At 73.7% G+C, this 20,698-nt stretch carries 20 protein-coding genes and 3 pseudogenes; 9 read left to right on the forward strand and 14 right to left on the reverse strand.

Annotated elements, in window-relative coordinates; all coding sequences use genetic code 11:
* Positions 1 to 105: 105 nt before the first annotated feature.
* Entirely contained in the window at positions 106 to 888 is a 783-nt protein-coding gene (locus FF36_RS25655; RefSeq protein WP_044887748.1) for an enoyl-CoA hydratase/isomerase family protein, read from the reverse strand.
* Between the two features lie 405 nt (positions 889 to 1,293).
* Here FF36_RS25655 and FF36_RS39040 point away from each other — a divergent pair.
* Both FF36_RS39040 and FF36_RS40150 read left to right on the forward strand, forming a co-directional pair.
* Positions 1,294 to 1,723: class I SAM-dependent methyltransferase (locus tag FF36_RS39040; RefSeq protein ID WP_242422862.1), on the forward strand; the 430-nt coding region annotated here is incomplete at its 3' end.
* A gap of 1 nt (position 1,724) precedes the next feature.
* A pseudogene (locus tag FF36_RS40150) lies at positions 1,725 to 2,178 on the forward strand (class I SAM-dependent methyltransferase); the annotation flags it as partial.
* A 59-nt stretch (positions 2,179 to 2,237) separates the two neighbouring features.
* Here the strand turns inward: FF36_RS40150 and FF36_RS25665 are convergent.
* From FF36_RS25665 to FF36_RS25675, 3 genes are all read right to left on the reverse strand, one after another.
* The gene (locus tag FF36_RS25665) at positions 2,238 to 3,446 is read right to left on the reverse strand and encodes an HAF repeat-containing protein (protein WP_044887749.1); all 1,209 of its coding nucleotides are present in this window, start codon (positions 3,444 to 3,446) and stop codon (positions 2,238 to 2,240) included.
* 183 nt (positions 3,447 to 3,629) lie between these two features.
* Entirely contained in the window at positions 3,630 to 4,265 is a 636-nt protein-coding gene (locus FF36_RS25670; RefSeq protein WP_052681434.1) for a hypothetical protein, read from the reverse strand.
* 474 nt (positions 4,266 to 4,739) lie between these two features.
* A complete protein-coding gene (locus tag FF36_RS25675; RefSeq protein WP_044887751.1) occupies positions 4,740 to 5,618 on the reverse strand; it encodes a hypothetical protein in 879 nt (292 codons plus the stop codon).
* Between FF36_RS25675 and FF36_RS25680 the strand changes: the two genes are divergently transcribed.
* From FF36_RS25680 to FF36_RS25690, 3 genes are all read left to right on the forward strand, one after another.
* Positions 5,608 to 6,321 (forward strand): hypothetical protein, encoded by a 714-nt coding sequence (locus FF36_RS25680; RefSeq protein WP_236706300.1) that lies wholly within the window; start codon positions 5,608 to 5,610, stop codon positions 6,319 to 6,321. The two genes, FF36_RS25675 and FF36_RS25680, sit on opposite strands and share 11 nt — an antisense overlap.
* A gap of 54 nt (positions 6,322 to 6,375) precedes the next feature.
* On the forward strand, positions 6,376 to 9,222 hold the full coding sequence (locus FF36_RS25685; protein ID WP_044887752.1) for a WD40 repeat domain-containing serine/threonine protein kinase: 2,847 nt from the start codon (positions 6,376 to 6,378) through the stop codon (positions 9,220 to 9,222).
* Positions 9,223 to 9,332: 110 nt separating this feature from the next.
* Entirely contained in the window at positions 9,333 to 9,839 is a 507-nt protein-coding gene (locus FF36_RS25690; RefSeq protein ID WP_236706280.1) for a universal stress protein, read from the forward strand.
* Between the two features lie 98 nt (positions 9,840 to 9,937).
* Here FF36_RS25690 and FF36_RS25695 read toward each other — a convergent pair whose 3' ends face one another.
* The 4 genes from FF36_RS25695 to FF36_RS25710 form a co-directional block, all read right to left on the reverse strand.
* Positions 9,938 to 11,089, reverse strand: a complete 1,152-nt coding sequence (locus FF36_RS25695) for a YihY/virulence factor BrkB family protein (RefSeq protein WP_242422863.1) — start codon at positions 11,087 to 11,089, stop codon at positions 9,938 to 9,940.
* A 10-nt stretch (positions 11,090 to 11,099) separates the two neighbouring features.
* A complete protein-coding gene (locus FF36_RS33325) occupies positions 11,100 to 11,879 on the reverse strand; it encodes a LapA family protein (RefSeq protein ID WP_082122227.1) in 780 nt (259 codons plus the stop codon).
* A gap of 100 nt (positions 11,880 to 11,979) precedes the next feature.
* Positions 11,980 to 12,459: an Rv3103c transmembrane domain-containing protein gene (locus FF36_RS25705; RefSeq protein WP_236706283.1), complete on the reverse strand. Its 480-nt coding sequence runs from the start codon at positions 12,457 to 12,459 to the stop codon at positions 11,980 to 11,982.
* 76 nt (positions 12,460 to 12,535) lie between these two features.
* A complete protein-coding gene (locus tag FF36_RS25710) occupies positions 12,536 to 13,450 on the reverse strand; it encodes a mechanosensitive ion channel family protein (RefSeq protein ID WP_044887754.1) in 915 nt (304 codons plus the stop codon).
* Positions 13,451 to 13,766: 316 nt separating this feature from the next.
* Here FF36_RS25710 and FF36_RS25715 point away from each other — a divergent pair, with 316 nt between their 5' ends.
* Both FF36_RS25715 and FF36_RS25720 read left to right on the forward strand, forming a co-directional pair.
* Positions 13,767 to 14,828 carry a DUF3710 domain-containing protein gene (locus FF36_RS25715; protein ID WP_044887755.1) on the forward strand — a complete coding sequence of 354 codons (1,062 nt, stop codon included), beginning with the start codon at positions 13,767 to 13,769 and terminating at the stop codon, positions 14,826 to 14,828.
* A gap of 235 nt (positions 14,829 to 15,063) precedes the next feature.
* Positions 15,064 to 15,501, forward strand: a complete 438-nt coding sequence (locus FF36_RS25720) for an SsgA family sporulation/cell division regulator (RefSeq protein WP_052681433.1) — start codon at positions 15,064 to 15,066, stop codon at positions 15,499 to 15,501.
* Positions 15,502 to 15,606: 105 nt separating this feature from the next.
* Here FF36_RS25720 and FF36_RS25725 read toward each other — a convergent pair whose 3' ends face one another.
* From FF36_RS25725 to FF36_RS25740, 4 genes are all read right to left on the reverse strand, one after another.
* Positions 15,607 to 16,176, reverse strand: a complete 570-nt coding sequence (locus FF36_RS25725) for a GNAT family N-acetyltransferase (RefSeq protein WP_173667341.1) — start codon at positions 16,174 to 16,176, stop codon at positions 15,607 to 15,609.
* A 52-nt stretch (positions 16,177 to 16,228) separates the two neighbouring features.
* Positions 16,229 to 16,417 carry a hypothetical protein gene (locus FF36_RS25730; protein ID WP_044887756.1) on the reverse strand — a complete coding sequence of 63 codons (189 nt, stop codon included), beginning with the start codon at positions 16,415 to 16,417 and terminating at the stop codon, positions 16,229 to 16,231.
* 85 nt (positions 16,418 to 16,502) lie between these two features.
* Positions 16,503 to 17,018, reverse strand: a complete 516-nt coding sequence (locus tag FF36_RS25735) for a mycothiol transferase (RefSeq protein ID WP_044887757.1) — start codon at positions 17,016 to 17,018, stop codon at positions 16,503 to 16,505.
* Positions 17,019 to 17,225: 207 nt separating this feature from the next.
* Entirely contained in the window at positions 17,226 to 18,272 is a 1,047-nt protein-coding gene (locus FF36_RS25740; protein WP_044887758.1) for an aldo/keto reductase, read from the reverse strand.
* Between the two features lie 342 nt (positions 18,273 to 18,614).
* Between FF36_RS25740 and FF36_RS25745 the strand changes: the two genes are divergently transcribed.
* Positions 18,615 to 19,848, forward strand: a 1,234-nt coding sequence (locus FF36_RS25745; RefSeq protein WP_206778480.1) for an AMP-binding protein, incomplete at its 3' end; no start/stop codon positions are given.
* 50 nt (positions 19,849 to 19,898) lie between these two features.
* Here the strand turns inward: FF36_RS25745 and FF36_RS39045 are convergent.
* Positions 19,899 to 20,011, reverse strand: a 113-nt coding sequence (locus tag FF36_RS39045) for a transposase (RefSeq protein WP_242422864.1), incomplete at its 5' end; no start/stop codon positions are given.
* A gap of 1 nt (position 20,012) precedes the next feature.
* Positions 20,013 to 20,262: pseudogene (gene tnpA / locus FF36_RS33330) on the reverse strand (IS200/IS605 family transposase); the annotation flags it as partial.
* An 86-nt stretch (positions 20,263 to 20,348) separates the two neighbouring features.
* On the opposite strand from tnpA, the pseudogene FF36_RS25750 reads away from it, so the two are divergent.
* Positions 20,349 to 20,698: pseudogene (locus tag FF36_RS25750) on the forward strand (helix-turn-helix domain-containing protein); the annotation flags it as partial.

The following is a 20,698-nucleotide window of genomic DNA, read 5'->3' on the forward strand; positions in this document are numbered from 1 at the left end:
CACTACCTCCGCCGGCCACGTCAGCCGGAGGACCTGTCGTGGAGACCGTGTTCGCCTGGCCCGGGCCGGGAGAATCCGCTGACTCTCCCGGCCCGGGGCGCGGGCTCAGCGGCCGGTGAAGCGGGGGTCGCGGCGCTCGGTGGTGGCCCGCACGCCCTCGGTGAAGTCGGTGGTGGCCCGCAGGATGGCCTGCTCGGACGCCTCGCGCGCGGTGGCGGCCTGGATCGCGGGCACGAGGTCCGCCCACATCGTCTGCCGGATGCTGCGCACCGCCAGGGGCGCGGCTGCGGCGATCTCGGCGGCGAACGCGATCGCCGCGTCGCGCAGCCCCTCCGCCGGAGCGAGGCGGTCGGCCAGGCCGATCTCGAACGCCTCCTGCCCGCCGACCCGGCGGCCGGTGTAGAGCAGGTCCAGCGCCTTCTGCCGGCCGACGACCGCCGGCAGCGTCACCGACAGGCCGAAGCCCTGGTGCAGGCCGAGCCGGGAGAAGTTCGCCACGAACCGGGTCTCGGGGCTCGCCACCCGGAAGTCCGCGGACACCGCGAGCCCCACCCCGCCGCCGATCGCGCTGCCCTGCACCGCCGCCACCACCGGGATCGGGGCGGTGAACAGGCGCAGCGCCGCCCGGTAGAGAGCCGGCGCCCCCTCCTCGGCCGAGACCGCCGCCGCCGTGCTGGTGCCGGCGAAGTCGGCGCCCGCGCAGAAGTGCTTGCCCTGCGCCGCGAGGACGATCGCGCGGACCTCGGACCCGGCCGCGAGCTTGTCGTAGGTGTCGGCGAGCTCCTCGATGAGGTGCACGTCGAAGTAGTTGTGCGGCGGCCGGCGGATCTCGACGACCGCGACGTGGTCGGGCCGGGTCTGGACGGCGACGTCGCCGGACTCGCTCATGCTGATCCTCCGTTGTGCTGGTCGGTGCCGGCGGTTGCCGGGGGCCAGACGCCCCGTCCGACATCCTGGCTGATCCGCCGGCCTGGGGCGCGCCGTACCGGCGGCGTCGAAACCGGGTGACCGTCGCCCCCGCCCGTCCGGCCGGGCTTATACCGCATCCGCCGCATTGCCGGGCGGTGACCGCTTCAATTCTGCCGGTTATGCGTATCGCTGGCGTGTCACCGGCCGATCACCAAGAATAGTTCCCGTCGGCTTCCGAGGATATTCAGTGGCCTCGGAGCCGAGTGCGGTGTGCCCTTCCTGGGTGCTCCGTGCTGTTTATCGGCGATCCACCTGGGGTTTCTTTCGTGGTGGGGTGGATCGGCCCGGTGGAATCCGTGAACCCGTGCCGGGGAAAGGAAGATCATGACTGTTGACGATCTCGACTCGCACACGCTGGTCGGGCGGCCGGCAAGCGCCGCGAACGCTGCGGCGCAGGCACCGGGCCAGCCCGCCCCGGACGGCCGAACCTGGGCCCGTGGGGACTACTCGGTGATCGCCCGCCTGCTCGTCGGTCTCGGCGGCGACCTGGTCCGGGCCGCGGGGGTCGCCCCCGTCAACCGGGTGCTCGACGTCGCCGCCGGCAGTGGCAACGCGGCCATCGCGGCCGCGGAGCTGGGCGCGGACGTGACCGCCTCCGACCTCACTCCCACGCTGATCGAGCGGGGCCGGCAGGCGGCGGCCGAGCGCGGCATCAGCCTGGAATGGCTGGAGGCGGACGCGGAGCTGCTGCCCTTCGCCGACGACGACTTCGACGTGGTGCTGTCCTGCATCGGCGCCATGTTCGCGCCCGACCNGGCGGCGACGGCGCGGGAGCTGGTGCGGGTGTGCCGCCCGGGCGGCACGGTGGCGTTGGCGAACTGGACCGCTGGCGGGGCGATGGGACGGCTGTTCGCGTTGCTGGAGCGGCACGCCCCCACCCGTGCGCAGGGTGCGCCGGCGCCGACCGAGTGGGGCGATCCGGACCACGTGCGCGCCCTGTTCGGTGATCGGGTCACCCGACTGGAAACGCACCGCCGCACCGCCCGCCTGGACTTCGCCGGCTCGCCGGCGGAATGGTGCGCGCTCTACCGGGCGTGTTTCGCCCCGGTGGTCGAGACCTACGAACGTCTCGGCACGGATCCGAAACTCCTCGCCGCGCTCGACGACGACCTGCTGCGATTCGCCGCCGGCGAGTATCTCGGCCCGCTCGGCGGTCCGGGCCGTTACGAGTTTGAATATCTCCTGGTGTTGGCCGAACCGGCTGCCTGACGGCGCTTTCCAGGCCTCCTCGGCCGGCTCCCCGGCTGACTCTTTGACCCGGTGTGGGTTCAGCGGCCGGGGGCGGGCCAGAACACCGCCTGCGGGACCGGAGAGCTCGCCGAGCGGGACGAGCCGACGATGATCCCGGTGGGGGTGACGGCCCACGCGTTGCCGTAGGAGCCGCCGAGGGTGGCGAGCTGGGTGAGCCGGCCGGCCTGCCAGCGGAACGCGCGCGTGGTGCCGTCGGCGGACGCCGTCACCGTGCCGCAGGCGACCCCCCGGTCGTTCAGGTCGACCGGTTCGACGGCGCCGCCGGCCACCCGCAGCGGGGTGCGGCGCCCGGCCTGCCAGAGGAAGGCGCCGTTCGTCGTCCCGTACGAGCTGACGAGCACCTGCCCGGCGTTGTTGATCGCCACTGCACTGGAGGTGGTGTCGCCGGGCAGGGTGCCGAGGTCGATCGCGCGGCCCCGGTCCCACAGCGCGGCGCGGCGGTGGCCATCCGCGGTCTCGCTGTGGCCGACGATCTGCCCGCGCTCGTTGACGGCGACGGCGGTGCTCGACGAGCCGCCAAGGGTGCCGAGGTCGTGGATGGCCCCCCCGAACCAGACGACGGCGTGCGACTGTCCGGCGGCGGTCGCGCTGGAGCCGACGATGTGGCCCGCGGCGTTCACGTCGACGGCTTCGCTCGACGGGCCGCCGAGGGTGCCGAGGTCCTGCGGCCGGGGGTCCCACCACAGGGCGGCGTGCTGCGCGCCGCTGTCGGTGCTGCTGTAACCGACGACGGCCCCGCTGCGGTTGACGGCGTTCGCGCTGCTGCGATAACCGCCGATGGTGTTGGTGCCGCCGAGGAACCCCAGACGCTGGTAGTTCCCGTTGAACCAACGGAACGCCTGGCGGTCGTAGTGGCTCACCACGTCGCCGACGACGACGCCGGCTTCGTTCACGGCCGCCGGATCGTTGCTGCCGTCGAGGAAATGCACGGTCCCGTCGCGCCAGATGCCGCCGATGGCGCTGTACGGGGAGTCGTCCCAGCTACCGGCGAGCAGCCCGGCGGCGTTCCCGGCCCTGAGCCGGCCCGCGCTGTAGGAATTGGGGCCGGGGACGAGCACCGGCGGCCGCCCGAGCGGGGAACGGGGTAGCGGCACCGCGGCCGGCGCGTTCCCGGTCGCGGCGTCGCCCGTTGCTGCCGCGACGGGCGTGACCGCGCCGAGTGCGAGTGGAGCGGTGGCGCCGGCCAGCGCGGCCAGGCGGATGAATGTCCTGCGGTCGTTCGGCATGCGGCCCGCCTTCTCAGTCCGCCCGACGGAGGACCTGGCGTTCTCCACCGCGCAACTACCCTTTGGAGTTGGATGGTGGCGCTAGGTTGTGATGTCGTCAATGAGCGACACGCCCCGTCGGCCGGCGGGACGGGCGGGACGGGGCGGGGCCGGCGGGACGGGCGGTGGTCAGCCGGGCGGGGGTCAGCCGGGACGGGCGGCGGTCAGCCGTGGAAGCAGGGCTCCGACCGCGAAGCAGGCGGCGGCCGAGATGATGGTCAGCGAGACGTCGACGGCGGTGGTGGGCGACAGCAGGCGGGTCGCGGAGAGGGCGAAGACGCCGAACAACCCGACCGCGCAGCCGGCGGGCAGGAACCGCAGCCCCCGCTGCCACCAGGTGGCCGGCGCGGCGTGCCGGCCGAGCGGGAGCAGCGCGACCGCCCACAGCAGCCCCATCAGGACCAGCAGGCCGAGTCCGAACAGTCCGTAGATGGACAGCAGCGAGCCGTGCACGCTCGCGGTTCCGGTCGCCTTCGCGACGGTGTGCAGATCGGTGTCCCGCAGCGCCACCTCGACTGGCATCAGCCCGGTGGCCCGCCCGTCCAGGTCCCGGATGTCGAGATCGACCGTCCAGTTCGCCGAGCCGCGGGCCGGCACCGTCGTGCGGACGCGGGTGTCGTAGTCGAAGAAGGTCAGGCCCAGCACGGCGCCGCTCAGCCGCACCGAGTCGACGTCCACGTCCGACCGGCTCAGGTTCTGCACGCCGACCACCACTCGGGCTACCGCGCCGGCGTCGAGGACGAGATCGCCCCGACCGAGCGGCTGGCCGTCGACGGTCACGGCCAGCTCCACGCCACCCCCCGGCGCCGCACGGGCAGCGGGTGCCGAGGACAACATGAGCCAACCGAGGCACGCCGCCAGGCAAACAGTGCTAAGAATTCTTTCCCGAACCGACCGCCCGGCCGGCATTGCGATTGTCACTACTTCCCCCCGCGACCGGGATGCGCGGCCGGTCGGCTGTTATTCTAACGATCGTCGTATGGTGGGACTTCCGCCAAACGTGCATCACGTGTTTTCGCGGGTCGTGGGGACGGGCCGGCCTCAACGTGTTGCCGGTCGCACCCGGGGGGGCGCACTGGTGTCTGGCCATCGATCGGCTGACCGGCTCATGAGGCGGTCCCGGCGCGGCGTCGTGCCGACCGTCTTTCTCGGTGTTCTGCTCCTTTGTGTGGGAGTGGGGGTGTCCGGCGGCCTGGCCGGGCCACCCCGGCTGGCGGATGTGAACGCCGCCGCGACGGCTACCGACGCCCCGCCTCATTCCGCCGGCGCGCAGGATTCGGCAGCCGCGACGGATTCCGCCGATTCGTCGGGTTCCGCCGCTGTGTCGGGTTCTGGTGCTGTGTCGGGTTCCGGTGCTGTGCCGGGTTCCGGCGGGTCCGGAGGCGTTTCCACCGGCGGCTCGTCGGGTGGCACGTCCCAGTCGGGTGGCACGCCGCCGAGTTCCGGCGGCGCGACCTCGGGGTCTCCGACCACGGATCCCGCGCCGCAGCCCCCGCCCAGGCCGACGACTCCGGCGCCCGCGCCGCAGACACCCGACGGCGAGGGCTCCCCGTCGCCGAGCGGCCCGGGGCCCTCGGACACGCCCAGCCCTACCGGCCCGACGAACACGCCCTCCGCCTGCCCGAGCGGGACGACCGTCGCCGCCGGCGGGAACTGCACGCGCACGCCCACGGCCTGCCCGGCGCAGGCCGGTGCCGGTGCCTGCCCGACGTCTCCGCCGGTGTGCCCGACCGGCGCCAGCCCCGGCCCGGACGGGAACTGCGAACCCACCTCCCCGCCGCTCTGCCCCTCGCCGTCCCGCGACGTCCCCGCCGGCAACTGCCACGCGCCGCCGCCGCCGACCTGCGGCCCGGCGACCGCGCCCGCGGCCCCGGTCATCGTCGACATAGAGCCGTCCGCCGATCCGTGCTCGACCCCCTGCCCGACCGGATCGTCGCCGGCGCCGGGTTGCGACAAGCGGCCGCTCTGCGCGAGCACGGCCCCGGCTCGCCCCCGCGGCCTGGCAGCGGCCGCCGCCACGCCCTGCCCGTCGCCGACCGCCACCCGGACCGACCAGGCCGCGCCCACGCCGACCAGCGGTTCGCCGTCGCCGCACGCCTCGGTCACCTGCCCGGACGGGTCGGTGCGGGACACCGCCGACCAGTGCCCGCTGCCGCAGCGGTTCTGTGCCGGCTCGCCGGTCGGCGTGCCGGTGGGCGAGGCGTGCCCGGCGCCGACGCCGTCACCGCCGGTCCCGGTCGTCTGCTGGGACGGCTCGGTGCGGGCGGCGACGCTGGACTGCCCGGCCGGGCGGCGGCTGTGCCCGGGGGGCGTCGCGGTGCCCCTCGACGAGCAGTGCGCCGTCCCGGCGCCGCCGCGCTGCGCCAAGGGCACGGTCCGCGTGCTCGGAAAGTGCACCCCGGTGCTTCCCGCCGGGGCACCGGAACCGCCCGTCGGCACCCCGGTGGCGCGGGAGGCGCAACCCGGGGAGCTGTTGTTCGACCGAACCGTCGTCACCGCGGGGGACACCCTGTTCGCCCGGGGCGCCGGCTGCCGACCCGGGGCGCCGGCCGTGCTCACGGCCAGCGGCGAACTCGTCGGGCGGGCCGTCGCCGACCAGGCCGGTACCTTCGAGACTGTCGTCCAGTTCGCCAGCTTCCGGCCGGGTTACCGCCCGGTCAGGGCGGACTGCGGCAAGGACCTCGACGCCGGCATCGACATGGTGCTCGTCTCCGCGGACACCAGCGCGACGGCGCCGTCGGTCCTGCTGCCGCTGTTCCTCGCGCTGTCCTTCCTGGCCGTGCACTACCAGCTCGCGGCTCGGGGGCGGCGCCGGGCCAGGGCGCAGCGCCGCTAGCCGCCGGCCGAGCGTTGGCCGGCTTCCTCCGACCAGGGCGGGAGTGACGCACCGATGTCCCACCCATCCGGTCACGGCGCCACCGCCGACGGCGCGCACGACCGCCGTGGCGGGCCCGGGTCCGGGGAGCCGACCCAGGTCGGCCCCTACCGCCTGCTGCGTCGGCTCGGGGCGGGCGGCATGGGCACGGTCTACCTGGGGGTGAACCCCACCGGCGGGCAGGTGGCCGTCAAGCTGATCCGCCCGGACCTCGCCCGTCTCGCCGAGTTCCGGGCGCGGCTGAAGCAGGAGGCCGACAACGCCCGCCGGGTGGCCCGGTTCTGCACCGCCGCGGTCCTCGACGTCGACATCACCGCCGAGCAGCCCTACCTGATCACCGAGTTCGTCGACGGTCCGACGCTCGCCGAGGCGGTGGTGGGGCGCGGCCCGCTGAGCACGGCGGAGCTGCACCAGCTCGCGGTAAGCATGACGACCGCCCTGATGGCCATCCACCGGGCCGGCATCGTGCACCGCGACCTCAAGCCGTCCAACATCGTGCTGTCCCGGCTCGGCCCCAAGGTCATCGACTTCGGCATCGCCCGCGCCCTGGACACCGCCACCAGGCTCGATCTCGACCACGGCGGGGACCGCCAGCTCGGGACGCCGGCCTTCATGGCGCCCGAGCAGGCCAAGGGCGAGCAGGTCACCTCGGCGGCGGACGTCTTCGCCTGGGGCGGTGTCCTCATCTACGCCGGGACCGGTCGCTACCCGTTCGGCAGCGGCCCGACGCCCGGGCTGCTGTTCCGGACCGTGAACGATCCGCCCATGCTCGACGGGTTCGAGGACAGCCTGCGCCCGCTCGTCGAGGAGGCGATGCGCAAGGTCGCCGCGGACCGGCCGCGCGCCGAGGAGCTCTACGCCCGGCTGCTCGACCTGCGGGCCGACGCGCCGGTCGCGGTGCCGCAGCCGCCGCTGTCGCTGTCCGAGGTGACCGCGCTCATCCGGCCGCTGAACACCACCCCACGGGGCACCCAGCCGCCCCCCACCCCGGCCGCCGCGGGCCCCCTCACCCCCCTCACCCCCATCACGGATCATCAGCCCGTCGGGCCGCCGCCCGACTTCCCGCCGACGCCGGCGCGCGCCGACCTCTCCGGCTCCCTGCCGCCCGCGGACCGGGGCGATCGCAGCGGCCGGTCTGGCCCGCCGGCCGCGACCGCCGGGCCCGCACCGTCCGGGCCGGTCGGGGAGGCGTCCCCGTCAGGTCAGCATCCCGTCTGGCAGCCGGCCGAGCGATGGCGGGCGAGCTCGCCGGACGCCACCGACGGCCTGGTCACAGTCTGGACCGAGGCCGAGTCCCGCGGCGGCGTGGGCGAGCGCCTGGCGGGCGACGCGGCCGGCCACACGCCGGCCGGCGTCGCCCGAACTCCAGCGCCGGACCCCGGCCCCGCGCCCGCGGCCAGGGCCGCATCCGGGCTCGGGGCCGCATCCGGGCTCGGGGCCGCATCCGGGCTCGAGGCTGGATCCGGGGCAAGAGCCGGGGCCGGCGGTGGGGACGTCGCGGGCTGGCCAGCCGACGGTGCGTCCGGTGCGGGCGCCGAGGACGCGGCACCGGCGTCCGCGCGTGGGCGGCGTCGCTCGGGGCGGCCGTGGCTGATCGTGGCGGCGGTGGCGGTCATCGCCGTCGCCGCGGGCCTGATCGTGGTCCTCGTCGGCCGCGGCGGGAACGGGTCGGCCGCGTCGAACGTGCCCGACTCGGTCGCCACCCGCGCGATCACGCTCCAGGACGACGACAGTGGGCTTGCCCGCCGCCTGGCCCTCGCCGCCTACACCGCCGCGCCGAGTTCGCCGGCCACCCGCAGCGCGATGATCGCCCTGTTCGGCGCCGACGTCGCCCCCACCACCGTCGACGCCGGGCCCGGCGCCGTGCTGTCGGCGGCGGTCAGCCCGGACGGGAGCCGGATCGCCACCGGCGGGACGGACGGCGTCATCACCCTGTGGGAGGTCTCCGAGCGGACCAGACTCGTCCGGCTCGGCTCGGTGCGGAGCACCGGCTGGATCGGGGCGCTGGCCTTCAACGGCGGTGGAGACCTGCTCGCCTCCGGCGGCACCGACGGCGCGGTGCGGCTGTGGAACGTGCACGACCCGGCCCACATCCGCCGCTGGTCCGTCGCCAGCCTGCACACCGACACCGTGCGCACCGTCGCCTTCAGCCCGGACAGCAACACCCTCGCCTCCGCCGGGGCCGACGGCGTCCTCGCGCTGTGGGACGTCACCGACCCCGCCAACCCGACGCAGCGCTCCCGCGCCGACACGTCCACCGGCGGGGTCTACGCCGTCGCGTTCGCCCCCGCCGGCCGGACCTTGGCCCTCGCCGGGGAGGACGGCACGGTGCGCCTGTGGGACATCCGGGATGCGGCCCACCCCACGCCGGGCGCGGTCCTGCGCGGGCACAGCCGCGCGGTGCGCGCCGTGACCTTCAGCGGTGACGGTGGCCTGCTCGTCACCGGCGGCGTCGACGCGACCGTCCGCCTGTGGGACGTGCGCGACTCCGGGCATCCCGTCCCGCAGGCGACCGTCGCCGGGCAGCTCGGCGGGGTCTCAAGCGTGGCCCGTGGCGCCGCCCCCGCGCTCGTGGCGTCCGGTGGCGACGACGAGACGGTGCGCCTGTTCGACGTCACCGACCCCGCCGCACCGGTCACGCTGACCCAGTGGCACGGGCACACCCGCCCGATCAGCACGGTCACGTTCGTCGCCGGCACCGGCGTCGTGCTGTCCGCCGGGTACGACGGCACGCTGCGGCTGTGGGAGGCCGACCCGGGCCGGCTCGCCCGCGCCGCCTGCGCCGACCCGACGAACCGGATCACGCAGGGGGAGTGGGCCGACGCGTTCGCGTCGATGCCCTACCACCAGTCCTGCACCTGAGGCGGTCCTGCACCTGAGGCGGTCCTGCAGCGGACGCCGACCAGCCGGCCCGCGCGCTTTCGGCGCCCGGCCGGTGTTCAGACACGGGTCGGGTGCGAAAGACTGCGGGTGTGAGCGCTGAGATGGGGCCATCGGTGATGACGGTCGAGGACTTCGGGCCGGCCTGGCAACCGGGGCGGTTCGAGCTCGGCACGGATGGCCCGCGGGCGATCCTCGCCGGCGTGGACGGCTCTCGCACGGCGATGCGCGCGGCGGCGTTCGCCGCGGGTCTCGCCCGGCGGCAGACGTCCCGGCTCGTGGTCGTGTACGTGGCGTCGCCGTCGGTCTGGGCGGCGCTGTCTCCGGCCCCGGCCGGGGAGGCGGTCCAACAGGTCATCGACTCGATCGCCGACGAGGTGCGCTCGTCGATCCAGGAACGCTCCGAGGAGCTCGGCGTGCCCATCCGGTTCCTCGTGCGCGCCGGTGACCCCTTCGACGGGATCAAGCGGAGCGCCACCGAGGTGCAGGCTGACATGGTCGTCGTCGGCGCGTCCGAGAGCGCCGGGCACCGGCTCATCGGCTCCCTGGCGAGCCGACTGGTCCGCAGCGGCCTGTGGCCGGTGACGGTCGTCCCGTAGGCGGTCCTCCGGTAGCCCGTCGCCTCTCCGGTAGCCCGTCGCTGCCGGCCCGCTGCTCGCGCCGCGTCTGCCGTCGGCTCTCGCCCGGCCGTGCCCCGTCAGTTCCGGGCGACTCGTCGGCGCGGGCGCGGCCAGGCGCGGGTGTCGCGTGGTTCCACGTACGGTTCGACGCCCTCGTCGAGGCCCGCGGCGATCGCCCGCGCCCGGGCGATCTCGGCGTCGAACTCCAGGCCGAGCAGGATCGCCAGGTTCGACAGCCACAGCCACACCAGAAACACGATGACGCCGGCGAGCGTCCCGTAGGTCTTGTTGTACGACCCGAACGTGGCCACGTAGACGGCGAACGCCCCCGACGCGATCAGCCAGATCACGACGGCCAGCACGCTGCCCGGGGTCAGCCAGCGAAAGCCGTGCGGTCGCACGTTGGGCGTGCTCCAGTACAACAGCGCGATCATGGCCGTGACGATCAGCACGAGGACCGGCCACTTCGCGAACGACCAGGCGGTGATCGCCTCGTGGCCCAGGCCGATCGCGGTGCCGGCCTGTTCGGCGAGCGCCCCGCTGAACACGACGATCACCGAGCTGACCGCGAGCAGCACCACCAGGGTGATCGTGATGAGCAGGCGCAGCGGGGCGATCTTCCAGACGGGTCGGCCCTCCGGCATGTCGTAGACGGCGTTCGCGGCGCGGATGAACGCGGCGATGTATCCCGAGGCGGACCACAGCGCGCCGGCCAGGCCGAGGATCGCGACGACCCCGCCGGACCCGGCGCTGTCGCGTAGCCCGGTCACGGCGTTGCGCAGGATGTCGCGTGCGGCGCCGGGCGTGAGCTGCTCGATGTTGTCGAGCAGGCGGTCCGTCGTCGACCTGCCCAGTAGTCCGACCAACGACACCAGCACGAGCAGCGCGGGGAAGACGGCGAGCACCGCGTAGTAGGTCAGCGCGGCGGCCCGATCGGGGAGGTCGTCGTCCATGAACTCGCGGACCGTGCGGCGCAACACCCCGAACCAGGAGCGCCGGGGCAGCTCGGTGACCTGCCCCGACTCGTCGGCCGCCCGCACGGCCGCCACCGCCTGATCCCGCAGCACCGCCTGGTCCGGCACCAGCACCGTTCCCGGTGCCTGTCCGGTTCTGGCCTCCGAGCCGGTCCCGATCGCGGACGGACCGCCGACCTCGTCACCGGCACCGGGGTCCGGTGCGGCGGCGGCACGCTGGCCGGTGTCCCGGTCGTTCCCCTGGCGCCCTCTCATCGCGCGTCGGTCACCGGGCCGAGCGGTGCAGCAGCCTCTTGGCGGCCCTGCCGGCCGGCGGATCCGCGGTGACCGGTCGATCGTTCGAGCCGGTCACGCCGTTCGAGCCGGTCACGCCGTTCGAGCCGGTCACGCCGTTCGAGCCGGTCACGCCGGCCGAGCCGGCCCGCACGGCCGCCGTGCCGCGCCGGGCCACCTTGCGGAGCTGGATCATGCGGCCGACGCCGGGGATCGCGACGAGAAGCGCGCCGGCGACCGCCGAGAACAGCATCGCGACGGCGAGCGGGATCGACCCGTGCGCCCCGAGGAACGACAGCTTCACATCGTCCTGGTTCTGCAGGATGAAGATCAGTAGAAGGATGAGGACGAGCGCGAACAGCACCAGCGTCGTCCAGACGCGGCTGGTGCGGGTCACCGGGATGTGCGTCCGCTCGGCGCGCCCGCCCCGCCTCGGATCCGACCGCCGTCCCGCACCCGGCGAGGGGGTCGGCGGGGGCGATGATCCTGGCGCGGTCGCCGGCGAGGTCGGCGAGCCGGGCGCGGCGGGCGCGGCGGGCGCGGCGGTCGGCGGCGGGTACTGCCCGGGCGCCGCGCCGGGCGGGGGCGCCTGGCCGTACGGGGCGGCGCCGGGCTCGGGCGGCACCGGGAACGCGGCGGCCGGCGGCGGCGCGCCGGTCGGCGGCTGGGTGGCGGGAATCGGCTCGGTCGTCGACACCGGCGTGCCTGGAGGGCTCGGCACAGGTCGCTGGGCACCGCCCTCGGGCGATGCGGGGGTGGGCGGTGTGGTCATGGCCGGTCTCTACCCAACCGAACGGTCCATATCCCACTTTCGGGTGGCCATGCGTGGTCTTTCCATAGTCTGACGTCGTGCGACTACGGATGGGGTCGGGTTACGGCTGGGTGGTCGTGCCCGACGAGCCGAGGCCGAGAGTGGCGGTGGGTGCCGGCACGGTGGCGCCCGGCGTCGCCGTGGTGCCGTCCGATCGCAGGCCCGAGCCGGTGTCAGCGGTCGCGGTCGGGGAGAGGGGGGTCGACGGCGCGGTGGGGATCGCCGTGGCCGCCGGATCCCCGGTGGCGGTGGGTGTCGGGGTCGGCGTGGGCGTCACGGAGCCGGTCGGCGTCGCGGTGGCGCGATGCGGCTTGGGCGTCCTCGCCACGCCGCTGCCGTCCGACCCGCCGGTCACGGTCGACTGCGTGGTCTGCGCCGAGCGGCGGCTCTGCACGACGCGCTCGGGCGTCGGGCGGACCAGCAGGTACAGCGCGACGGTCAGCAGGAAGAACACCACCAGGGCGATGGTGGAGCGGCGCATGTGGATCGACTGCAGGAACTGGACCGGCCGCAGCGAGGACAGCGTTGTCAAGCTCGGCACCGCCTGATCGGATCGGGGCGCGCCGTGGGGCCGCCGCGGGTCATGAGGCTGGGGCGGGTCATGAGGCTGGGGCGGGTCACGAAGAGGTGGGGGCGGCGGTGTCGAGATCGGTGGGCACGATGATGCCCTCCCGCAGCAGGGCGGTGCCGATGCGCGCTCGCAGCGTCCGGCCCACCTCGAACTGCCGGCCCGGCTGGGTGCGGGCCACGACCCTGATCTTGAACTCGTCGAGGTCCATGCTCTCCACGCCCATCACGGTCGGGGCGTCGAGGAGCAGGGCGTGCAGGGTCTCGTCCGCGTAGGCCTCGGCGCCGACCCGGTTGAGCAGGTCGCTGACGGTGGTGAGGTCCGCGGTCGCCGGGATGGGCACGTCGACGATCGCACGGGCCCAGTCCCGGGACAGGTTGATCACCTGGACGATCTGCCCGTTGGACGTGGTGACCACCTCGCCGCTGGTCGTCCGGATCCGGGTGATGCGCAGCGTGACCTCCTCCACCGTGCCGGTCGACCCGGCCGGCGGACCGCCGGCGACGAGCAGGCGGACCAGGTCACCGAACCCGTACTGGCGTTCGGCGATGATGAAGAACCCGGCGAGGATGTCCTGCACGACCCGCTGCGCACCGAAGCCGAGGGCGACACCGACGATCGTCGCCGGCGCGACGAAGCCGGTCAGGGGCACGCCGAAGCGCTGCAGTACCAGCACCGCCGTCAGGCAGTAGACGATGACGAGCACGACCCAGGTGACGACCTGGGCGACGGCGTGCCGGTGCTTGGCCGCCTCCGTGCGCACCACTCGGTCCGTCCCGGTGGCGGGCACGTCGATCCGGCTGGTGACGCGGTCGCCGAGCCAGGTTGCCAACCGGGTGAGCAGCACCGCCCCCGTCACCAGCAGCACGACCTCCAGGCCGCTGCCGCGGGCCCAGTGCCCGATGTCGCTCAGTGGAGCGGAGGCCGTGATCACGGTCGTGGACGTGCCGGCGGCGCCGATCATGCGGCTCGACGAGGCGGGCGCGGGCCGTCCGGGTAGATCACCCACGCGGGCGACTGCCGGCCCGGATGAGGGGCGCGCGCCGCTGACCGTCCGCCCGGGCCACACCCTGGGGTGGGCGGCCGCACGCGGGTCGTCGCCGGCGGCGCCGGCCGGGGCTGTCGAACTCCGCTCACCTCCCCGAACCTACCCTCGGTCTACCCAACGGGTACACACCGGCTTGAGGTCACACGAGCGTTCCCCACATGCCGGTCCGCGTCGACACCGGCCGGGAGATCGGCGATCCTGGACGGGTTGCCAGGTGGAGAGGGCGGTCGGGATGTTCGGAAGGTTCGGCCGCAACCGGCTCGGCGCCGCCGCCGATGCCCGATCGGACTATCCCGCGGGCGTCCCCGCCGGCCACCGCGAGCCGACCCCCGGGCCCTACGACCTCGCCGACGCGCCGAACGACCGGGTTCGCCGGCTCGATCTGGGCTCGCTCATCGTCCCCGTGCCGGCCGGCGTCGCCGTCGACCTACGAGCGGATCCGGGCACCGGCCGTGGCGTCGCGGTCGAGGTGAGCGCCGGTCGGGCGGCGATGACGCTCGCCGCGTACGCCGCGCCGAAGAGCCAGGGTCTGTGGGAGGGGACACGCGCCGAGCTGCGCGCATCGCCCGCCGAGCTGCTCGCGGACCTCGTCCCCTGGATGGGGCCGAGGACCTGCGGGCCGGTCGTGGAAACCGTCGGCGACTGCGGGGCGGAGCTTCGACTCACGGCCGAGACGGCGCCCGGTGCGGAGACGGCCCCCAGCGCGGAGACTGCGCCCGATGCGGAGACGGCACCCGATGCGGAGACGGCACCTGGTGCGGAGACGGCATCTGGTGGGGCGGCGGCATCTGGTGGGGCGGCGGCGTCCGGCGCGGGGGCGGGAGCTCGCGGGGAGGCCTGGCTGGTGCGCGTGCTCGGCTTCGACGGGCCGCGCTGGCTTCTGCGGGCAGTGGTCACGGCGCCGGCCGCCGCGTCGGCCGATGCCGACGTCCTCGTCGACGAGGTGCTGCGTGGGGTGATCGTGCTGCGGGGCGGGCGGGCGGCCCCACGCGGCGCGGCCCTGCCGCTGCGCCGGCCCACCGACCGGGACGGCGATCCACCCATCGTCCCCGGCGCCGCCCGCCGCGGTGCCGATGGCGATGCCGGCGCCGAGGACGCCCCCGGCGGCGACCGCGCCGGCGCCCCCGGTGCTTCCGGCGGCGGCACCGACGGCGACCCAGACGGCGACCCGGACGGCGAGCTCGGTCGGATCCGACCCTCCGGCGCCATCGTCCTGGACACACGGGGGATCAGCCGGGAGGTGATCGGCGCGCCGGTCGGTGGCCTCAGCCGCAACCTCACCACCTGGGGCTGACCCGGGAAACGGCCCTCAGGGCGGGGCCCCTGCCGCGCTCCGCCTCCTGGGCGCCTCNCCNCCCGGGCTGGCGTCCGAGCGCCGCGGGCCGCCCGCCGTTTCGCGCGCGCTTGTGCTGATCGGCCCGTGGGTGTCGGGTTGTTCCGCCTGTACACAGGGGCCTTCGGGCGGCCGATCCGGAGCGTGGCAGCAGCGATGCTAACAGGGTCGGATCCGACCGTGTTGGGAGGCAGCGATGCTCCGTCACAGTTCGACGCCCGCGCAAGTCGTGGTGCGCGATCTGTCCGCCGACTTCGTCACGGAGGACGGTGCGCGCGCCTCCGTGGCGGGCACCCTGCGTTACGACCCGGCAGATCCGTTCGCGGTGGAGCTGATCCTGCGCCCCGGCCGGGAGTCCATCACCTGGATCTTCGCGCGCACGCTGCTGGCGGAGGGGACGCAGGGCCCCACCGGCACCGGTGACGTGCGGATCCGGCCGACCCGGTCGGAGGGGCGAGCGGTCGTCACCGTCTCCCTGTCCAGCCCGTCCGGGCACGCCGACCTCGAACTGCCCCGCTCGATCGTCACCCGGTTCCTCGCGGAGATCGAGGAGAAGGTGCCGGCGGGCCGGGAGGGCGAGGGCATCGACTGGAACGCGGAGCTGCGCACCCTCCTGCGCACCCGCAACCCCTGACGGCCCGAGCCCCCGCTCTCCTGACGGCTCGAGCCCCGCGCCTGACGGCTCGAGCCCCCGACGGTCCGGGCTCTTGACGATCCAAGCTTCTGGCGGCCCGCCTGCTCAGGCGGGCGTCCCGGCCGGCTTCGCAAGGAACATCATCTCGATGCCGCCGTCGACGGCCCGCCCGGTCTCCCGGTACCCGCGGCGAGTGTAGAGGCGGATGTTGTCGACACTGCGGGCGCCCGTGAACAACTCGAAGCGGGCGGCGGTGGGATGGCGGAGTTCGATCTCGGCGAGCAGCCGGCTGGCGAGCCCCCGGCGGCGCAGCCGCGGATGGGTGACGAGCCGGCCGACCCGGCAGATGTCGCCGTCGAGCCGCCCGCGCACCGCCGCCACCACCTCCCAGCCGCGCCGCGCGACGAGGACGACCGTCGCGCCGTCGCTCCGCCCGTCCCCGCCTGCAGCGAGGATGCCGCGCAGCTCGGCGACAGTCTCCGTCAGCGGCGCGATGGAGTAGTCGCCGTACAGCTCGGCCTCGGACTGGTAGCAGAGATACTGCAGCTTGACGATCTGGTCCGCGTCCTCGTCCCGGGCAGTTGCGAGGGCGATCCCGTCCTCCGGCGGCGAAGCCGGAAGCGCGGCGGCGGCGGGGCGTGGATCGGGAACGGGGCGTGATCCGGTGTCGGGCACGACCGTCATCCTCCCAGCGCTGCCGGCAGGCGCGGGGAGGGTGCCGGGTGGCTCAGGGTGCTTCGGGGGCGCCCTCGGTCGGTTGCCAGAAGGGGATCTCGGGCGGGTCGACGACTCCGGCGTCCCGCATGAGGATGTCGAGCGCGGGCGGGTCGATGAAGAACTGGTGGAAGGCCTCGGTGGGCCGCCAGACGTCGAGCACGATGAGCTGACCGTCGCCGGCAACGAAACGATGGGGCACGACGCCTACCTTTTGCCGACTATGCGATGGGTTCCCGGCCGAGGTGACGAAACGTCCGGTCGGCCGGTGGCCCGTCCCGGCGCCGTCACGACTGCCGTCGCTCGATGATGCCCCGCAGAAACGCCGCCTGGCCGACATGCTGGAGGTCGTCTGAAACGACGCTGATCAGGCGGACCCCAAGGGTGACGGGTGGTTCCCACCGTTCGTCCACCACGCGGTCGAAGTCGCCGCCGGTGAGCGTGGCGAGGTAGCGGACGGTCTGGTCGTGGACGGCCTGGTGGTAGCCGACGAGCAGCGCCGGATCGGCAACCCGGACCGCGTCGACCTCCTCGGTCGTGTGCCCGTAGCCGATCGACGCGACGGGCAGCGCCAGCGCGAACCGGTCCGCGAAGCCGCCCGCGGTCCAGACCTGCTCGAGCCCGGCGACATCGGCGACGTGGTCGTCCTGAACCCGGGTCAGGTGCCACACCAGCCAGCCGATGGAGTTGGACGTCCCGTCGACGCGGTCGGCGAGTTGGTGCGCGTCGAGCCCGGCGACGGCGTCGCGCACCTCGTCCTGGATCCGCCCGAAGGCATCGGCGAGAAGATCGGAACCGTTCATCGCGCGGGCTCCCTCACGTGGTCGATGCGACGCCGACGGCGCCGGTCTCGATCTTAGTGAGGACGGGTCGGTCCCGGCGCGCCGCCGATGCTCGTCGGCCGGCCAGGGCGGGTCAGGAGTCCGCCTTCCTTGCCCTTCTGGAGGCTTCGGCGTCCGTTTGTCTCTCCAAAAGGGCAAGGAACGTGGGGTCGTTACAGCGGCGTGAGGTCAGCCGGCACGGCGGCGGGAGGCGGGGCGCAGCGAGGGGTTGCCGCTGTAGTGCTCGATGCCGGCGACGTCGGTGCCCGGCGGGACGACCTTGTCGATCGCGTCGAGCGTGGTCGCGTCGAGGGTGACGTCGGCGCCGGCGAGCACGTCGTCGAGCTGGGCCAACGTCTTCGGCCCGATGATCGTCGACGTCACCGCCGGATGGCTGTCCACGAACGCCAGCGCCAGGTGGGTCAGCGAGATCCCGGCCTGCTCGGCGATGGTGGCGAGCCCCTCCACCGCGTCGTAGCGGGCCGGCGTGCTCGGGTCCTCATCCAGCCCGGCACCGCCGCGGCGGCGGGCGAAGACCCCCTCCGACCCGAAACGCGAGCCCGACGGGATCTCGGCGTCGCGGCGGTACTTGCCGGTCAGCCAGCCGCCGGCCAGCGGGCTCCACGGGATGACGCCCACGTCGTGGCGCAGCGTCGCGGGCAGCACCGCCTCCTCGATCGACCGGGCGAAGATCGAGTACTGCGGCTGCTCGCAGACGAACCGCTCGCTGTTGCGGCGGCGCGCGGCCCACTGCGCCTCGACGATCCAGTCGGCGGGGTACGACGACGAGCCCAGGTAACGGACCTTGCCCTGGCGGACGAGGTCGGTCAGGGCGCCGAGGGTCTCCTCCAGATCGACGTCCCAGTCGTGCCGGTGCACCTGGTAGAGGTCGATGTAGTCGGTGTCGAGCCGGCGCAGGCTGTCCTCGACGGCGCGAATGATCCAGCGCCGGGAGCCGCCGCGGTGGTTGCGCTCGTCGCCCATCGGGGTGAAGCACTTGGTGGCCAGGACGATGTCGTCGCGGCGGCCCTTGATGGCCTTGCCGACGATCTGCTCGCTCTCGCCCTGCGAGTAGACGTCGGCGGTGTCGACGAAGTTGATGCCCGCGTCGAGCGCGTGGTTGATGATGCGTTCGCACTCGTCGTGGTCGGTGTTGCCGAAGGCGCCGAACATCATGGCGCCCAGGCACTGGGTGCTGACCTCGACGCCGGTCCGGGCGAGCTTGCGGTACCGCATGGATGAGCCTCCTGCACTGTCGTCGCTGACCCTGCATGTGTCGCGTGACCCTGCATGTGTCGTCGCCGATCCCGCGCGGCCGCGACCTCCCCGCACTGCCTGTCCGGATGGAGGCAACGGACATCGCGGGCTCCGGACAAGCAGGGATCGTCGCCCCGCAGCCGACCGTAACGATGAGAGCGCACTCGAAGTCAACCCGGTTGGCGAGGCCCGGTTCGGGGGTCGAGCCTGGCGCCGATGTGTCGAAGTCTGTGGACGTAACGTGACGGCGTCAATATTGTGATGGCTGTCACATTCGGATCCGCTCGAACGGCTACGCCGCATCGGCATCAGGGAGAGCGCATGTACCCGGGGGTGTTCGCCGAGCAGTCTCCCCACAAGCCGGCCGTGATCGTCGCCGGCACGGGTGCCGTGCTCACCTATGGCGAGCTGGAGGACGCCTCGAGCCGGCTCGCCCGCCGCCTGCACGAGGTTGGTCTGCGCCGCGAGGATCATCTCGCCCTGCTCACCGACAACGACCCGCGGGCCTTCGAGGTCTTCTGGGCAGCGCTTCGATCGGGCCTGTACATCACTGCCGTCAACCGGCACCTCGTCGCGGACGAGATCGCCTACATCATCGACGACTGCGGCGCGCGCGGCCTCGTCGTCTCGGCCGCCCTGCTCGACGTGGCCGAACAGATCGTCGAGGCGACCCCCCAGGTCGGGATCCGGCTGGTCTACGGCGCGGACGCGGGTGCATCGAGTACGTATGGTTCGTACGACGAGGCGCTGGCCTCGGTGCCTCCCGGCCCGCTGCCCCACCAGCCGTGCGGCACGGACATGCTGTACTCGTCCGGCACCACCGGCCGGCCCAAGGGGATCCGGGACGACCTGCCCGAGCGCGAGGTCCACGAACCCGGCGACCCGCTGGTCACCCTGTTCGGGTCGATGTACGACTTCGGCCCCGACACCGTCTACCTCTCGCCCGCACCGATCTACCACGCCGCACCGCTGCGGTTCGGCGGCTGGGTGCACCGACACGGCGGGACGGTCGTGCTGATGGACCGCTTCGACGCCGAGGGCGCACTCGCCGCGATCGAGCACCACCGCATCACCCACAGCCAGTGGGTGCCGACGATGTTCGTCCGCATGCTCAAACTCGCCCCGGCTGTCCGGGAGAAGTACGACCTGTCCAGCCACCGGGTCGCCGTCCACGCGGCGGCGCCCTGCCCGCCCGAGGTGAAACGCGCGATGATCGACTGGTGGGGGTCGATCATCTACGAGTACTACTCGTCGACGGAGAAGGCCGGCGCCACGTTCATCACGACCGAGGAATGGCTACGCAAGCCAGGCTCGGTCGGCCGCCCCGGGATGGGGATCGTCCGGATCTGCGGCGACGACGGCGCCGAGCTGCCCACGGGCCAGGTCGGCACGATCTTCTTCGAGCGGGACGTCCCCGCGTTCGAATACCACAACGATCCGGCGAAGACCGCCGCCGCCCGCCACCCCGATCACCCCACCTGGTCGACCACCGGCGACGTCGGCTACCTCGACGAGGACGGCTACCGGGTTGCGGGCCAGTGCTCCGGCCTTCAGGNCGGGGGTGAAGGCCCGCGCGGGAAGGCCGTCTCGCGGCCTGAGCGTGCTCTAAACCGGACGGGTCTGTTCCTCGATGTACCGGCGGAGCACGTCCAGCGGCGCGCCACCGACAGACCCGGCGAAGTAGGAGCCTGACCAGAGCCGGTTCGCCCGCCAGTAGTNCCGGGCCAGGTCGGGGAACTCCTGGCGCATCCGACGGGACGACACGCCTTTCAGGCTGTTGACGAGCTTCGACAGGGCGATTTTCGGCGGGAAGTGGATCAGTTCAACCTCGAAGTCGGCGCACACCGCCCGCATGATCTCTTCCAGGTGGGTCAGGTGCCGGTCGTCGAAGACCCGATGCCGGTACTTGGTCACGAAAACCAAGTGGGCGTGCAGGACGAAAACGCAGTGCCTGCCAGCGCGGATACCCNGATCTGTCGTCATAGACCAATGGCACGACTGTGATCGTGCAGCTCCGGTACAGCTTCCGCTTGTATCCGAGNGTCGGTCAGCGGNTCGCGCTGGCGCGGGCGTTCGGCTGCGCGCGCGTGGTGTACAACGACGCGCTCAGCACCCGAGAGACGGCGCGCGCGGCGGGGCTGCCGTTCCCGAAGTCGGGCGACCTGTCGAAGATGCTGATCACCGAGGCGAAGTGGACGCCGGAACGGGCGTGGCTCGCCGAGGTGTCGGCCGTCGTTCTGCAACAGTCACTGCGCGACCTCGACACGGCATACCGGAACTTCTTCGACGGGTTGAAAGGCAAGCGCCCGAGGATGGGGCCACCCCGGTACAAGTCGAAACGGGACAGCCGGCAGGCCGTCAGGTTCACCGCGAACGCCCGCTGGTCGTTCACCTCGGGCGGGAAG

Origin of the sequence: Frankia torreyi (genome assembly GCF_000948395.1) — a bacterium.
GTDB classification, from domain to species: Bacteria; Actinomycetota; Actinomycetes; order Frankiales; family Frankiaceae; genus Frankia; species Frankia torreyi.